This window comes from Bacteroides sp. (assembly GCF_029057325.1).
Taxonomy (GTDB): Bacteria; Bacteroidota; Bacteroidia; order Bacteroidales; family Bacteroidaceae; genus Bacteroides.
On the sequence record NZ_JAICZW010000100.1, the window covers coordinates 1 to 13405 of the forward strand.

The window sequence follows — 13405 nt, forward strand, 5'->3', positions numbered from 1 at the left end:
ACAGATATAAAAAAAATAGACAATTAAACACATATTGAATGAGTCGTATAGTGAACCTCATTCAGTACCGTACTGAGCACAAACATATTTAACATGTTAATAATTAGCAAATTATAAATTTGATTCAGGCATTAAAAATTCAAAACAAATTACAGCGGCATTTCCATTGCGCCTGCAAATACCCGTACAAAATGGAAGCAGGTCGTTGAATCCTATGAGATAGCATATCTCCGACACGGATTTTTGCGAATGCCTCAACAGCTCGCAAGCCGTGTTCAAACGGTATTGCGTGACGAATTGTGAAAATGCCTTTCTTCCGAAACAGAAGGAAATCAATGTCGAAGAGCGGATACATACGGGGGCATGGTGACAATTTACCGAATAAACAGAATACATTCACCGAACAGAATCATCACAAATCACCAAACGGAATCGCCACAAATCACCGAATTTCATCCGTTTTTATTTGACTGTTTAATATTGAAAAGGGGATGTGCAAAACTCACCACAGATTACTTAGGATTACACAGATTTTTCTTTAAATACTTACTAATCAAACAATCTGTGGTAAAAACTCTATTTTGCCCCCTTCTGTTGTTCAGCATTATGCCGAACGCACCTTCATCGCCTTCATCGGGCATTTCTTAACGCATTTGCCACATTCTATGCAGAGATTGTAATCTATCACCGGGAATCCTTCGGAGTCCTGTGAGATGGCGCCCACCGGACACGCCTTGATAAGCGGACAGACGTGGTCGTGCGGACATGTGTTCTTATCGACTTGTATCATAACTATTGCTTTTTTTTGTTGGCAAATTTAGGAGAAAAGCCCTGTTCTTCAAAATAGATTTTATCTATCTTTGCATCGAAATAACCGAACAGGAATCGAAATCGTATGACACTTCAACAAATGGAATACATCGTGGCGGTTGACAAATACCGCCATTTTGCAAAGGCGGCAGAATCGTGCAATGTATCGCAATCCACCTTGTCATCGCTGGTTCAGAAATTGGAGTTTGAACTCGACGTGACTATATTCGACCGTGGCAGCCACCCCGTAAAGCCCACGGCGGTGGGAGAAGAGATTATAAGCCGTGCCCAAAGGGTGCTGTTCAACGCCGCACAGGTCAGGGAACTGGTGGCTACGCGCAAGGGGGAGTCTGTCGGCAAGGTTTCGCTCGGCATCACCTCTACAGTGGCGCCCTATCTGCTGCCCCAAATGTTCAAGTACTTATCCGCCCATCACCCGGACATACAGTTGCACGTGGAAGAGGCACGGCTATCCGCCATCCTCTCACAGCTTGAACGCGGAGAGCTTGACGTGGCGCTTTTGGCAACGCCGCTCCACAACAATGAGTTGCTGGAAATCCCCGTCTATCGGGAACGCTTGATGGCATACGTGTCGCCGGACGCTCCCATCTATCACGAGGCGGCTCTAACGGCAGACCGGCTTCCCGTTGAGAGCGTGTGGGTGCTTCGCGAAGGCTATTGCCCCAATCACGACGTCTTTCCGTTTTGCAACCGCGTTGCCGGCAGACGCGCCATCTACGAGGCAGGTAGTGTGGAGACACTCATCAAAATTGTGGACGAGAACGGTGGGTATGCCATCATCCCGGAACTGCATGTGCCCCTTCTCCAGGAATGCCAGCAAGCCAACGTCCGCACATTCACTCCTCCTGAACCGACTCGCGAGATTGCCTTTGTGGTGCATCGCAACTTTGTGCGCGAACGACTGTTGAACATCCTTGCCGATGCCATCAAGAGCATTATCCCGGAAACGATGCTCAACCAACGGATAAAAAAGTTTCCGATAGTGCTTTGATTGATAAAGCTGCGTTTTGATTGATAAAGCTGCGTTTTGATTGATAAAACCGATACGGGCATCGGTTTTATGGTTTGCGTCTATGCGACGGATTGTCTAATTTTGCACCAATAGAAAAAAACTTAGAGCAAAAAATCGTATGGCACGTAAACAATTCTTCCGTTCTCTCCCCCGAAAGGGCTTTCCATTGTATTGGATTCTACTGGCATATCTTGTTGTCGGTTACTTTTATCCCGTCATCGGCTTCCTTGCCGTCATCTGCATGATTGCGCCGGTGGCATTTGCCGTGAGCAGGGGACGTTGGTGGTGTGGGAACGCCTGCCCACGCGGAAGCCTGTATGACAGGGTGCTGGCAAAATACTCGCCCCACAGGCCGATTCCGGCGTTTGTACGCACCAAAGGATTCCGCATTTTCATGGTGATGTTCATCTTCACCATGTTCGGCATACAGATGTACCGTGCCTGGGGCGACTGGAACGCCATGGGGCAGGTCTTCTGGACAATTATACTCGTCACCACGATAATGGGTGTCATCCTTTCGTTCGTATATGCGCCGCGCACCTGGTGCTCGTTCTGCCCCATGGGCACGCTGTCGTCATGGGTAACGCCACGCAGCGGCAAGCTGCCCGAAAACTACCGCCGCATCTTTGTAGGCGAAAGATGCACCACCCGATGCAAACTCTGCTCCGCCGTATGTCCTATGCAGCTGAAACCTTATGAAAGCAGGAATGAAGCGGAAGGATTCCTACACCCCGACTGCCTCAAGTGCGGAAGGTGCGTGGAGGGGTGTCCGCTGAAGGTTCCTGAGATGAAGGCAAATCCTCAATAATGCTATCGCATAAGCAACTTCTGACAGCTGTCCATTAACACATCAATCAGGCGTTTTTATACACCCTGTTGCACAGGAATATGTACAGAAACGGCGTATTTTATTCGTTAAACAGCTGTCTAACGAAAGAGAAACAACCGTCTAACGAATAGACAACAGCTGTCTAACGAAAGGGAAACGGCTATCTAACGAATTAAAAACAGCGCTTAATGGAGTTAACAACCTTAAAAAGGGGAATTAAAGTCAGAGGATTACCTGCTTATTTTAAACCCACTTCCACCTGCACCAGAATACATCCCTACAAGCTATTGAAATCCAATCAGGTAAGCGCAACTAAGCAATTACGAAAGCATGGATGGCGTTAAAAAATCTCAAAAGAAGGAGGCTTCTTCTTGATAACACGAAACCTGTTCGTAGTTTTGCGAACATCAAACAAAAAATAAGGAGAAGAACCAACATGAACAACAAGGAATATACCACGAAGCAGGAGCAGCTTGCTCGCTTTGCCAAAGCTCTGGGACATCCGGCAAGAGTGGCGATTATGGAATTTCTGATAAAGCAAGACAACTGCTTCTTCGGAGACATCCACGAAGTCCTCCCCATCGCCAAAGCCACCGTGTCCCAACATCTGAAAGAGCTGAAAGATGCCGGGCTGATACAGGGAGAGATAGAAACACCGAAAGTGAAATACTGCATCAACCGGGAGAACTGGAAAATAGCCTCCATGCTTTTCAACGAGTTCTTCGGGCAATGCGTGTGCAAAAAAGAAAGTTGTTGCGGATAGCGACAATTTTTTTCAGCCTACACGTTCGTAATTTTACGAAATACAAACAATAGAAGTTTAACCAGAAAAAAGTAGTATGGAAAGAAGTTTGAACAAATGGATTTTGGGATTAGTCCTCTGTTTTGGACTGACCGCTTGCAGCAGCAATGAATCCCAAAAGAAGGAGACAGCTAAAGCAGAGCAGACGCAGCAACAAGCGGCAAAAGACCGGGTGGAAATCCTCTATTTTCACGGAAAGCAGCGTTGCGCCACCTGCATGGCTATAGAAAAGAATACCAAAGAAGCCATCGAAACGCAACTGGCAGATGAATTAAGAAACGGAACGGTTGTCTTCAAGACCATCGACCTGTCACGGGCAGAGAACGAGAAGATTGCCGAAAAGTACGAAGTCACCTGGTCGGCTCTCTTCATCTGCCAATGGAAAGACAGAAAGGAAACATCGCCTATACGGCATTGGGAATCGTATTGATTTTGATATTGAGAGAGGGCACAAGCCTGTTCGGCATCCAGAAGTTCATCGGAAAATATGGGGAACTTATTCTGGGACCTGCGTTGGTGCTCATCGGAATGTTCATGCTGTTTGGCAATAAGCTCAAACTTCCTTCGTTCGGCTTCAGTGGCAACGGTGAAGGTTTGGCACGCAAAGGCGGTTGGGGAGCACTCCTGCTCGGGATGCTGTTTGCCATGGCATTCTGCCCCACGAGCGGCGTGTTTTATTTCGGAATGTTGATACCCATGTCCGCCACCACTACCGCAGGCTATCTGCTGCCTGTACTCTTTGCCGTGGCTACCGCGTTGCCAGTCCTGACAGTCGCCTGGATACTGGCATTCAGCGTACAGCACATCGGCAGTTTTTACGGCAAGATGCAGACGGTGCAGAAATGGCTGAACCGGATAGTAGGAGGCGTATTTATGGCTATCGGGGTATATTATTGTGTAATGATGTATTAATCAATAAAAAGTAATAATATGGAAATCAAAGTTTTGGGAACAGGTTGCGCCAAATGCAAGGCAACCTATCAGGCAATCGAAAAGGTAATCAACGAAAACCACCTGGAAGTGAGGCTTACGAAAGTGGAGGATATTGTGGAGATTATCAATTCCGGTGTAATGGCAACCCCTGCTGTCATAGTGGACGGAGCAGTGAAAATAAAGGGACACGTCCCGTCGGAAAGTGAGATACGAAAAGTGCTTGACATTTAAGAGGCGGCAATGGATACGAAAAAAGAGTTGAAAATCCTTCTTTGGACGGTTGCCGTCTTTATGACGGCATTCTTCCTGCCAACAGAAAGCGAACGGTTTATGACAGCCGTCAGCGCTACCCTCGACCTTGCGAAATGGTATGCGCAGGAACATGTGGTGTTGTGCCTGTTGCCGGCCTTTTTCATTGCAGGGGTCATTGCCGTATTTGTCAGCCAGAGCTCTGTGCTGAGGTACTTCGGAGCGAATGCCAGAAAATGCCTCTCCTACACGGTGGCTGCCGTTTCGGGTGGGATTCTTGCCGTGTGTTCCTGCACGATTCTGCCGCTCTTCACCAGCATCTACAAACGAGGAGCAGGATTAGGACCAGCCATCGCATTTCTCTATTCCGGTCCGGCAATCAGCGTGCTGTCTATCATCCTGACAGCACGGATTTTAGGCTTTGAAATGGGTATGGCACGAATTATCGGAGCGGTGTTGTTCTCCGTCATTATCGGCTTGTCGATGTCGTTCATTTTCCGTAAGGAAGAGCAAACGAAGAAAGAGGAACAGATGAATATCGTCCCTCCGCCCGAAAAGCGTCCGATATGGCAGACATCGTTCCATTTCTTTATGCTGGTGCTGATTCTTGTGTTTGCGAATTGGGGTGCGCCCGACACCTCCGATGCGAGAGTGTGGCAAGCCGTTTTCAGCTATAAATGGTACATAACGGGGGCTTTATCGCTTCTGCTGTGTGGGTCGCTCATCAAGATATTGAAGCTACGCGCCCGGTGGGTGGTGTTCGGTGCTGTTGCAACGGGCTGTTCCGCGCTCCTTGCCCCTCTGTTCATCAGGCAGGCAAAATTAGTTCCGCTTGTGCCGATGCTCACAGGCATTACGGCATTGTCCGTCATTTTGCTTTCCGACAAGGGGAATGAAGAGAACCGGGAATGGGCACTTGCCTCGTGGGGATTTGCCAAACAGATATTGCCGTTGCTGGCTATCGGCGTGATGACGGCAGGCTTTCTGTTGGGGTCAACACACGACCACACCGCTATCGCAGGTGTCATCCCCAATCGGTGGATAGAATGGGCGGTAGGCGGCAATTCGCTGCTGTCCAATTTCTTCGCCAGTTTCACCGGAGCATTCATGTACTTCGCCACGCTGACCGAAGTGCCTATTATTCAAGGCCTGCTGGCTTCGGGCATGGGCAAAGGACCGGCTTTGGCGTTGCTGCTGGCAGGTCCGTCATTGTCCTTGCCTAACATGCTGGTCATCCGTGGCGTTTTGGGAACAAAGAAGACAGTCGTGTATGTGGCGCTCGTCATCGTGATGGCTACTTTGTCCGGTTTCGTGTTTGGCAGTTTCTGCTGATTCGTGGCAATAAAGAGGTAAGCACTCTATTTGGGAGCATCGGCTTCGCAGAACCGGGCTGCGAAGCCATTGCCGATTTTATTTCATCGCTTCTATATCCCCCGATTGAATAGCGCGTATAGCATCACGAATCCTATCCTCCGGCCAATTCCACCATTGCGACTTTCTTACCCCCCCACTCCATTTCAATGCAATTCCATGTTTCTCCCAAACAAAAATAGCACTCAGTACTTGAGGCGACCACGCACACAAACCCAGCAGATTCATAACATCTGATGGCGGAAGGATTATTCTCAAAGACGCCAAGTGACACCTTTGCCGCACCCAGTTTGTTGAGCGCAAAATCAACCGCCATTCTAATCATGTTTTTCCCAAGACCTTGCCCCCGCTTTGAATCATCCACAATCACAAAGCCTATCCGCTGTTCATCAGTCCTGCCATCGGGAATGCGTAAGGTGATATATCCCACAATATCATTACCATCCACCATTGTCAAGGCTCGTGAGCGTTGTCCGTCAATGAACCGTTCATGATAAGCGTTCATATCGTCGGGCGTGACGGGAAACCGTTCATACCTGTCGGCACACCACTGACGCATAAGGTATTCACTTTTAAGCCACGATGTAATCACCGCAGCATCCGAAGGTTGATATGGGCGTAAAGACAAATTCATCTGTTATAATTTCGTTTTATTTCGTCAATTGACTTGCTGCCGATACCGAAGTTCTCGTCCGGCAATTCCTTAATAGTCACTGTGAAGAATTGTTCCGGGATGTGAGTTATCTCAGAGGCGGTCATCGTGAGCCTCTCTATCAGCAGCTTCTTCTGTTCAGCGGTCAGTTTTCCGCTTTCAATGGATATGTATGGCATGATAATCTTCTTTAGTCATTAGGTAGAAATGCTCTATCCGTTTGTCTCCGAGTGGAGACAGGATGTCATGGTTCGTATGATGGAACTTGAAGCCGCTTTTTTCACAAACCCGTTTCGATTTGCTGTTTCCTTCATAATATCCGCACCACACAGCATCAAGAGCCAACTCATTGAAGCATCTCGATAGTAGAGCTTTGACCGCTTCCGGGATGAAACCTTTTCCCCAATAAGGCTTGCCAATCCAGTAGCCTATTTCAGCTTCGCCCGGCTTCATGGTAGCGGAGTGAAGACTGTCTGCGAACATGATTCCGCAACTGCCGACAGGCTCGTCTGTATCTTTCAGAACAACGGCGTATGTTTCCGGCGCAGAAAATACAGCCCGGATGATTTCCAGGCTGTTTTCTACGGATGTATGCGGTGGCCAGCCAGCAATGGGACCAATGTCCGGGTCGCAGGCATACTTGAACAAAGTGGCAGCCTCACTCTCCTGCCAGGGTCTGAGGATAAGTCTTTCTGTTTCAATCATCATTTCTTCCAGCGTTTAAGATGGGGGAAGAACTGGCGCATCTGTTCTTTTGCCTGTTCGGGTGTCAAGTTAAGTCCGGTGTGTTTGTTCATTTCGTCAGTAAACTGAGCGCAAAAGTCAATCATCTGCTCCATCGTACAATCAGCCGGACCGGTGAATGCCCCATCTTTGTAACAATACATACAATAGTCTTCATTTAGAGAGCCATCGGCGTTTGTACCATAAATCTCAGCAGCCATCGGCATTCCGCAGCTCTGACAGAATTTTTGTTCCATATCTTTTTTTGTTTTTAGCCCCTCAGTCCTATAGGGCAAGTCATTAAACGCAGAAGCGCAGACTGCAACGCCATGTCGTAAGTCAGAGGTCCTGAGAAAACCCGGTAGTACGGATATGGGAATAGCAGCCCACGCTATAGCGTGAGAACCACTATGCTGCCCTCGTACTACGTTTGAAATTTCTCAGGTTTCTAACTTACAAGATAAGCATAACGCTTCTTATTATTTCGTATGTTTCGGACGTGAGTCGCCTCCATCCGAATGCAAAAGTACTCAAATTCCTTAATATCCCTTAGATTAAAGGAAATTTCTTCAGGCTGAACATAAAAAAGAATTAGATTCAGGACTGACTTATGCGATTTTCCCGGTTTCGATTTCCGATTTGAGAAATTGGAAAATATAAACGGCTCCTTGATAATAAAGACCACATTCGGGGTCGTTGAGTTTAGTGAAGGTTGCCGAAGAATAGAGTTCATCAAGGGCACGCCGTATGTCCCAACCATACTCTGCCATCAACATCTCTGTCAGTTCTGTGGCAAGGCATTCTATCTGAAACTGGATGTCCTGTGTCATAATTCAATGCGTTTTAGAAGTTCAACGGCGCGAGAAGTTCCGAAGAAATATTGAACGGCATGGTTCCCTTTAAATTTCAATTCTGCAACCAATGCTGAGGCAGACAGATATCCCATTATGTATCTGCGAATCTGAACACCGATCGTGTCATCAGCAATAGGGCCGATTACGATGTCATAAGGATGCGCAGGAGCATCGGACTCGTTATTGCGATTCATCACTACAAATTCAGCCCATTCCTCTGAGTAATCAGAAAACACCTTAACAGCCAATCCCAAAGCGTCTGCGGCTGTTTCATCATATTCAAAACATGATAATGTGGGTTTCCCCTCGTTCAGAAATCGGGCTGTACGGATAGCCATTGCCATAGCTTGTTCTCGATTGACGTTGAGATAGAAACCTTGCCCGAAATCCTTACCGCGCTTGCTGAGTGAAAGGTCAACCTGTTCAATGGCCACGTTGGAACCGTGATAGAGCCGAATCATATCTTTCCCCCTTTCCTGCTGCAAAGCACTTGAAGGTCAGAAACCGCATCGTCTATAGATAATGTGTGTTCGGCTGCATAGCAGTCTAGAAGAAAATCTATGCCGGTGAAACGGCGCAGATAGGCATAAGCCTGCGGATTTGAAAGTTTGTATCGTTGGGCAAAAGCCCCGACACACGCTACCACATATTCTATTCTGTCAAATGTTTCTTTCTTATCCATGCTTATGCTTTATGGTTTACTATTTTATAATACTTTGATGTTTGACACAAAGCTACAAATAAAATTTGAAAACCGTTCTTTCTCATAAAAAGATTTTGCATTAAACGCCCGATGTGTGTACATTTGCAGCAAGATTTATTATCTAATGAATGTCATGAGAGAATTTATCATTGCAGACAATCAAGACATCACCAAAGCCGGCCTGATGTTCCTACTGAGCAACCTGAAAGAGACTTCCCTACTGCTGGAGGCCGGCAACAAAGCGGAACTTGTGCAACAGCTGCGCCTGCATTCCACCTCCATCGTTATCTTAGACTACACCCTTTTTGACTTCTCCGGAGCAGAAGAACTGATAGTGCTCCACGAGCGTTTCAAAGAAGCGGACTGGCTACTCTTTTCCGACGAACTGAACCTGCCATTCCTACGCCGGATGTTATTCGGCAGCATGGCATTCGGCGTAGTGCTAAAGGACAATTCCAAAGAAGAGATATTGACAGCCATACAATGCACCTTGCGCAAAGAACGGTTCATCTGCAACCACGTCAGCAACCTGCTGCTTACAGCCAACGACTCCTCCTTTTCCTCCTCTCCCACTCTCAAAAACACCCCGTTGACCACTGTCGAACAGAACATCCTGAAAGAAATAGCCTTAGGAAAAACGACTAAACAGATAGCCGCCGAACGCAACCTCAGTTTCCACACAATAAACAGCCACCGGAAAAACATCTTCCGGAAATTGGGGGTAAACAATGTGCACGAAGCCATCAAATATGCCATGAAAAGCGGCATCGTGAATTTAATAGAGTATTACATATAAATCTCCCCACTGCCAATGCACAACCGGGCATCGGAATCATATACCACTCCGAACTGCCCCGGTGCAATGCCTTGCAACTGTTCTTCGGATATTATGCGGTACCCTTCCCCCTCCTTTTGCAATCGCCCCCTGACAAACTCCGGTGCATGACGTATTTTGAAGGCCACCTCCACTTCCTCCTGCACCTCTCTCCAGGGATTATCAGTAATAAAATGAAAATCACGCATTTTGAATTCATTGCCGTATGGCAACGACGTATCGCATCCTTGAGATACATAGATTACGTTTCCTTCGACTTCTTTACGAACCACAAACCACGGTCCTCCGCTCAATCCCAATCCCTTACGCTGGCCGATGGTATGAAACCAATACCCTCGATGCTTCCCCAACTTCCTGCCCGTTTCCAACTCCACAATATCCCCTTCCCTTTCGCCGAGGAAACGACGTACAAAATCACGATAATCAATCTTTCCCAGAAAACAGATTCCCTGGCTATCACGACGTTTGGCATTAGGCAATCTGGCACGCAAGGCTATGTTACGAACCTCATGTTTCATCAGTCCCCCCAACGGGAAGAGCAATTTTGAAACTTGCAGGGCATCTATCTGTGCCAGAAAGTCCGTCTGGTCCTTCACGGGATCAATAGCAGTACCGAGCCATATCTTTCCGTCTCGCAACACGGTAGTGGCATAGTGCCCGGTTGCCGTAAAATCAAACTCCTTCCCCACACGTTGCTCAAAGCACCCGAACTTTATCAGTTTGTTGCACATCACATCCGGATTAGGAGTCAATCCACTCCTTATCTTATCAATGGCATAAACAGCCACCTGCTCCCAATACTCCCGATGCAGGTCCACCACTTCCAACGTCAATCCATAACGCCGGGCAACGGCAGAAGCCATCTCCATATCCTCTTCCGCAGAGCAATCCATATAACCGGCATCGTCTCTCCCTATCTTGATGTAAAACAGGGAAGGACGGTAACCCTGTTCACAAAGGAGATGTACAGCCACAGAGCTATCCACACCTCCCGACAACAATACAGCAATATTCATTCGTCTTCGTATTTTCAGATTCATTCAGACCTTGCAAAGATAGAGCGAACGAACAGGACGAGCAATGCCACAGGTTAGGGAATTATCTACCACAATTGTGGTAGATAAGCCAATTATTTTATGGAAAAGCGGCAAAATCACATTAAACATTTCTCTCCATTACCAAAGCCCTTATCCGTTTTTACTAAAAACTCCCCGGATTTTTACTAAGTTTTCACCCCGTCCACAATACCTCAGAACGAGGGGTGGCATTTATCAAGATATAGTACGGAAGAAACGCTATGAGTATTAGGATATTTTACGCTGAAACATAATCATGCAAGTGCCTATCATGGCTCTGCGTTATTCCGACAACAAGTTAGAAAGAATAGTCCAGCAAACGTCCGCAGTCATGCCAATCGCCTATCATCTCTCCGCGTTCGCTTGCCTCGATAAGTTTCTGCAACCGACTTTCAAACAACGGCTTGTTCGCCTTGTTTCTTTGGATATTGTCGATTCTGACATGCTGATAAAGTTTTGGGAAAGTCTTGAAGTGCCGCCATGCCTCCGGATTGGCACGAAAGGCATGAATAATTTCGGGCAAGATGACAAATTCCGCATCCAGGTCGGGACAAGCCGCACGACCTTTGTCTGTCATCATGCCCATCTTTTCGAGCCGTCGGCAACGCTCCTTGTTGAGTTCGGTCCATCTTCCACCCTTGCTTCGCGGACCGAAACGCTGGAGCGTTACGCCATCCACATTCTTGACCGTCGAATCTATCCATCCGAAGCATAAGGCTTCTTCGACAGCATCAAGGTACCACAAAGCACCTTCCGGCGGCGTTTTGCCGCGCTTCACCGCTATCCAACACTCTTTCTCAACCGTGCTGTTCTTCGTCAACCATTCGCGGAAGTCGGAACGGTTCGTGATGTCGAGTATATTTTTCGGGGTCATATTTTCTTCCTTGTTTCGATAGGCCAAAAGAATCTGTCAAATGACATGAGTACACACGAATTACGGCAATTTCACATTAATTAATCCATACAATCTCATCAAATGTTCCAAATACATTGACCGATGTCCATTCTTGTTTCTCAAACGAGTATTCTTCTGTTACATTACCAGCACGGTACGCTTCAAAATGAACAGTCAGTGTTCCCGGTCTGTCATGATTCGCAGCGGCCGATAAAGCCTTGTTGGGGTATTGGGCTATCGGTTCTTTCGTAAGAGCCCCATTTTCATCTACAGTATAGAATAAACTCCGACAGCCACTTTCACTTTTGTCCCGTACTACGATGAAACCGGATATCCATCGGGTATTCCCTAACTCGTCTTTCGCAACCGAACGTACAGAAAACGGTATAAGCCATTCTGCATCCATCTCATCCAATGCCTTAAAGCCTTGATTGAAACTGAACAATACGGGAACCCACTTCCCGTTTCCTTTGTTTGCCGACAACAGCACAATCCGGGATGTGTATGCACCGGGAAACTCTCCGAATTGTCCGGCTTCCACTCCGTCAGGCAATGCGAATCTGAGGGTCGGTTGTGGTGACGATGCTCTTGAAACTAAATAATCGTCCGAACGTTCCAAATCGCCCGAAATGGAGTTGGCTCCATACGACTTGCCGTCATCGCTCTGTATCGCTCCTATCGCATTGCCATTGCCGTACAATGCGATTGTATTCATATCGCTAAGTTTGCTCCATTCTTCTGTGCACAAGTCAAAGAAAAACGGGTACTGATTATCATTTTCTTTTGACAATCCACAAATACCGTATGCCCGATATACACCTAAAGCTGAATGAAAATCAGGGTGCATATTCAATGTCCATGATTTCAAATCACTTATGTCGTTATCTCCATTAAGCCATCTTGTTATCTGTCTTTCATCACCTAACATGACTTTAGCCGCATTATACACACCATACAAGTTAAATTCTTTGGGAGTAAGGCCGTCGGTAAGGTTTACATTGCCGATATTCATCAACTTGCCATTGCGCATGAGATTTACCTCCACGCGAGAAGCCGGTTTCCGATACGGCATTTGGATGGTCATTCCATCGTATGACTTAGCTATGACTTTCGCATAATACCCTTTAATAGCCCCTTCCGGTGTGAGGTTGTCGCCTGTTTCCCAAAAGAAATTCAAAATCACATCGTCGGTTTCAAGGTAACCTCCGCCTTCCAGATGAACGATTGCCCCGGGAGAAAGCGTCTGCCCGTTTTCCAAAATTCCGGCATTCTCAACAAATACAGGCATATCCGGCTCTTTGTCGTCATGGCAGGCAGCCAGTCCTGCCACGGCGAGGAATGCCACAAACAGCATTCTGAAAAAGTTTTTATTCTTCATTCTTTTTAGGTTTTAATTGTTCACTACATAATAAATACCGAAAACGCAAAAACATTGCATCGCAAACACAACTTTTTCATTTCGAGGACTCTGCATCTTAAACAAAAGCCTCTCTGACATTCATACCCTGTCGGCCCAATGGGGGGGGGGTATTATTGTTAAAGCAAACAGTAGCACACATATCCCCATCAGGATTTGAAAGGGAATCCAATTTTTTTTGGGCTGGGTATAATACAAAAATAACGATGCCGCCGAGTAGGCG

General features: G+C 46.9%; 18 protein-coding genes and 2 pseudogenes. 8 read left to right on the top strand and 12 right to left on the bottom strand.

All coding sequences use genetic code 11. The features are described 5' to 3' along the window. Positions 1 to 149: 149 nt before the first annotated feature. Together K2G43_RS06295 and K2G43_RS06300 are read right to left on the bottom strand one after the other, a co-directional pair. Positions 150 to 306 (bottom strand): annotated as a pseudogene (locus K2G43_RS06295) (helix-turn-helix domain-containing protein); the annotation flags it as partial. A gap of 298 nt (positions 307 to 604) precedes the next feature. Further along, entirely contained in the window at positions 605 to 790 is a 186-nt protein-coding gene (locus K2G43_RS06300) for a 4Fe-4S dicluster domain-containing protein (protein WP_297643211.1), read from the bottom strand. Positions 791 to 895: 105 nt separating this feature from the next. On the opposite strand from K2G43_RS06300, the gene K2G43_RS06305 reads away from it, so the two are divergent. The 7 genes and pseudogenes from K2G43_RS06305 to K2G43_RS06335 all read left to right on the top strand — a co-directional run bounded on the left by K2G43_RS06305 (position 896) and on the right by K2G43_RS06335 (position 5988). Then, positions 896 to 1822: a hydrogen peroxide-inducible genes activator gene (locus tag K2G43_RS06305; RefSeq protein ID WP_300153584.1), complete on the top strand. Its 927-nt coding sequence runs from the start codon at positions 896 to 898 to the stop codon at positions 1820 to 1822. 139 nt (positions 1823 to 1961) lie between these two features. Continuing rightward, positions 1962 to 2651, top strand: coding sequence for a 4Fe-4S binding protein (locus tag K2G43_RS06310; protein ID WP_300153586.1), 690 nt, complete (start codon positions 1962 to 1964; stop codon positions 2649 to 2651). A gap of 457 nt (positions 2652 to 3108) precedes the next feature. After that, positions 3109 to 3435 carry a metalloregulator ArsR/SmtB family transcription factor gene (locus K2G43_RS06315; protein WP_297643216.1) on the top strand — a complete coding sequence of 109 codons (327 nt, stop codon included), beginning with the start codon at positions 3109 to 3111 and terminating at the stop codon, positions 3433 to 3435. 88 nt (positions 3436 to 3523) lie between these two features. Further along, a complete protein-coding gene (locus K2G43_RS06320; RefSeq protein WP_300153609.1) occupies positions 3524 to 3904 on the top strand; it encodes a nitrophenyl compound nitroreductase subunit ArsF family protein in 381 nt (126 codons plus the stop codon). Continuing rightward, positions 3790 to 4386 (top strand): annotated as a pseudogene (locus K2G43_RS06325) (sulfite exporter TauE/SafE family protein); the annotation flags it as partial. The gene K2G43_RS06320 and the pseudogene K2G43_RS06325, both read left to right, overlap by 115 nt. Before the next feature lie 18 nt (positions 4387 to 4404). Next, on the top strand, positions 4405 to 4638 hold the full coding sequence (locus K2G43_RS06330) for a thioredoxin family protein (RefSeq protein ID WP_297643218.1): 234 nt from the start codon (positions 4405 to 4407) through the stop codon (positions 4636 to 4638). A gap of 9 nt (positions 4639 to 4647) precedes the next feature. Continuing rightward, positions 4648 to 5988 carry a permease gene (locus tag K2G43_RS06335; RefSeq protein WP_300153589.1) on the top strand — a complete coding sequence of 447 codons (1341 nt, stop codon included), beginning with the start codon at positions 4648 to 4650 and terminating at the stop codon, positions 5986 to 5988. Positions 5989 to 6121: 133 nt separating this feature from the next. On the opposite strand, the gene K2G43_RS06340 is transcribed toward K2G43_RS06335, so the two are convergent. The 7 genes from K2G43_RS06340 to K2G43_RS06370 all read right to left on the bottom strand — a co-directional run bounded on the left by K2G43_RS06340 (position 6122) and on the right by K2G43_RS06370 (position 8938). Further along, positions 6122 to 6661 carry a GNAT family N-acetyltransferase gene (locus K2G43_RS06340; RefSeq protein ID WP_300153591.1) on the bottom strand — a complete coding sequence of 180 codons (540 nt, stop codon included), beginning with the start codon at positions 6659 to 6661 and terminating at the stop codon, positions 6122 to 6124. Then, positions 6658 to 6858, bottom strand: coding sequence for a 4-oxalocrotonate tautomerase DmpI (gene dmpI / locus K2G43_RS06345; RefSeq protein ID WP_297643222.1), 201 nt, complete (start codon positions 6856 to 6858; stop codon positions 6658 to 6660). The genes K2G43_RS06340 and dmpI overlap by 4 nt, the downstream gene beginning before the upstream one ends. Further along, positions 6839 to 7387, bottom strand: coding sequence for a GNAT family N-acetyltransferase (locus tag K2G43_RS06350; RefSeq protein WP_300153593.1), 549 nt, complete (start codon positions 7385 to 7387; stop codon positions 6839 to 6841). Before K2G43_RS06350 ends, dmpI begins: the two co-directional genes overlap by 20 nt. Next, positions 7384 to 7659: a zinc ribbon domain-containing protein gene (locus K2G43_RS06355; RefSeq protein WP_297643225.1), complete on the bottom strand. Its 276-nt coding sequence runs from the start codon at positions 7657 to 7659 to the stop codon at positions 7384 to 7386. The genes K2G43_RS06350 and K2G43_RS06355 overlap by 4 nt, the downstream gene beginning before the upstream one ends. A gap of 351 nt (positions 7660 to 8010) precedes the next feature. Further along, on the bottom strand, positions 8011 to 8232 hold the full coding sequence (locus K2G43_RS06360) for a hypothetical protein (protein WP_300153595.1): 222 nt from the start codon (positions 8230 to 8232) through the stop codon (positions 8011 to 8013). After that, the gene (locus K2G43_RS06365; protein ID WP_300153597.1) at positions 8229 to 8717 is read right to left on the bottom strand and encodes a DUF3990 domain-containing protein; all 489 of its coding nucleotides are present in this window, start codon (positions 8715 to 8717) and stop codon (positions 8229 to 8231) included. Before K2G43_RS06365 ends, K2G43_RS06360 begins: the two co-directional genes overlap by 4 nt. Beyond that, complete coding sequence (locus K2G43_RS06370) at positions 8714 to 8938, bottom strand: DUF3791 domain-containing protein (protein ID WP_300153599.1); 225 nt, start codon at positions 8936 to 8938, stop codon at positions 8714 to 8716. The genes K2G43_RS06365 and K2G43_RS06370 overlap by 4 nt, the downstream gene beginning before the upstream one ends. Before the next feature lie 154 nt (positions 8939 to 9092). On the opposite strand from K2G43_RS06370, the gene K2G43_RS06375 reads away from it, so the two are divergent. Further along, positions 9093 to 9755 (top strand): response regulator transcription factor, encoded by a 663-nt coding sequence (locus tag K2G43_RS06375; RefSeq protein ID WP_300153601.1) that lies wholly within the window; start codon positions 9093 to 9095, stop codon positions 9753 to 9755. On the opposite strand, the gene mnmA is transcribed toward K2G43_RS06375, so the two are convergent. From mnmA to K2G43_RS06390, 3 genes are all read right to left on the bottom strand, one after another. Beyond that, a complete protein-coding gene (gene mnmA, locus K2G43_RS06380; RefSeq protein ID WP_300153603.1) occupies positions 9746 to 10810 on the bottom strand; it encodes a tRNA 2-thiouridine(34) synthase MnmA in 1065 nt (354 codons plus the stop codon). The genes K2G43_RS06375 and mnmA overlap by 10 nt on opposite strands. 358 nt (positions 10811 to 11168) lie before the next feature. Continuing rightward, positions 11169 to 11744: a YdeI/OmpD-associated family protein gene (locus tag K2G43_RS06385; protein ID WP_300153605.1), complete on the bottom strand. Its 576-nt coding sequence runs from the start codon at positions 11742 to 11744 to the stop codon at positions 11169 to 11171. A gap of 76 nt (positions 11745 to 11820) precedes the next feature. Further along, positions 11821 to 13143, bottom strand: a complete 1323-nt coding sequence (locus K2G43_RS06390) for a WD40-like domain containing protein (RefSeq protein ID WP_300153607.1) — start codon at positions 13141 to 13143, stop codon at positions 11821 to 11823. Between the last annotated feature and the right edge of the window lie 262 nt (positions 13144 to 13405).

Bases quoted from the DNA above. Each gene is read 5' to 3' on its own strand.
- K2G43_RS06300 (WP_297643211.1), bottom strand. From the start codon at position 790: ATGATACAAGTCGATAAGAACACATGTCCGCACGACCACGTCTGTCCG.
- K2G43_RS06305 (WP_300153584.1), top strand. From the start codon at position 896: ATGACACTTCAACAAATGGAATACATCGTGGCGGTTGACAAATACCGC.
- K2G43_RS06310 (WP_300153586.1), top strand. From the start codon at position 1,962: ATGGCACGTAAACAATTCTTCCGTTCTCTCCCCCGAAAGGGCTTTCCA.
- K2G43_RS06315 (WP_297643216.1), top strand. From the start codon at position 3,109: ATGAACAACAAGGAATATACCACGAAGCAGGAGCAGCTTGCTCGCTTT.
- K2G43_RS06330 (WP_297643218.1), top strand. From the start codon at position 4,405: ATGGAAATCAAAGTTTTGGGAACAGGTTGCGCCAAATGCAAGGCAACC.
- K2G43_RS06335 (WP_300153589.1), top strand. From the start codon at position 4,648: ATGGATACGAAAAAAGAGTTGAAAATCCTTCTTTGGACGGTTGCCGTC.
- K2G43_RS06340 (WP_300153591.1), bottom strand. From the start codon at position 6,661: ATGAATTTGTCTTTACGCCCATATCAACCTTCGGATGCTGCGGTGATT.
- dmpI (WP_297643222.1), bottom strand. From the start codon at position 6,858: ATGCCATACATATCCATTGAAAGCGGAAAACTGACCGCTGAACAGAAG.
- K2G43_RS06350 (WP_300153593.1), bottom strand. From the start codon at position 7,387: ATGATGATTGAAACAGAAAGACTTATCCTCAGACCCTGGCAGGAGAGT.
- K2G43_RS06355 (WP_297643225.1), bottom strand. From the start codon at position 7,659: ATGGAACAAAAATTCTGTCAGAGCTGCGGAATGCCGATGGCTGCTGAG.
- K2G43_RS06360 (WP_300153595.1), bottom strand. From the start codon at position 8,232: ATGACACAGGACATCCAGTTTCAGATAGAATGCCTTGCCACAGAACTG.
- K2G43_RS06365 (WP_300153597.1), bottom strand. From the start codon at position 8,717: ATGATTCGGCTCTATCACGGTTCCAACGTGGCCATTGAACAGGTTGAC.
- K2G43_RS06370 (WP_300153599.1), bottom strand. From the start codon at position 8,938: ATGGATAAGAAAGAAACATTTGACAGAATAGAATATGTGGTAGCGTGT.
- K2G43_RS06375 (WP_300153601.1), top strand. From the start codon at position 9,093: ATGAGAGAATTTATCATTGCAGACAATCAAGACATCACCAAAGCCGGC.
- mnmA (WP_300153603.1), bottom strand. From the start codon at position 10,810: ATGAATATTGCTGTATTGTTGTCGGGAGGTGTGGATAGCTCTGTGGCT.
- K2G43_RS06385 (WP_300153605.1), bottom strand. From the start codon at position 11,744: ATGACCCCGAAAAATATACTCGACATCACGAACCGTTCCGACTTCCGC.
- K2G43_RS06390 (WP_300153607.1), bottom strand. From the start codon at position 13,143: ATGAAGAATAAAAACTTTTTCAGAATGCTGTTTGTGGCATTCCTCGCC.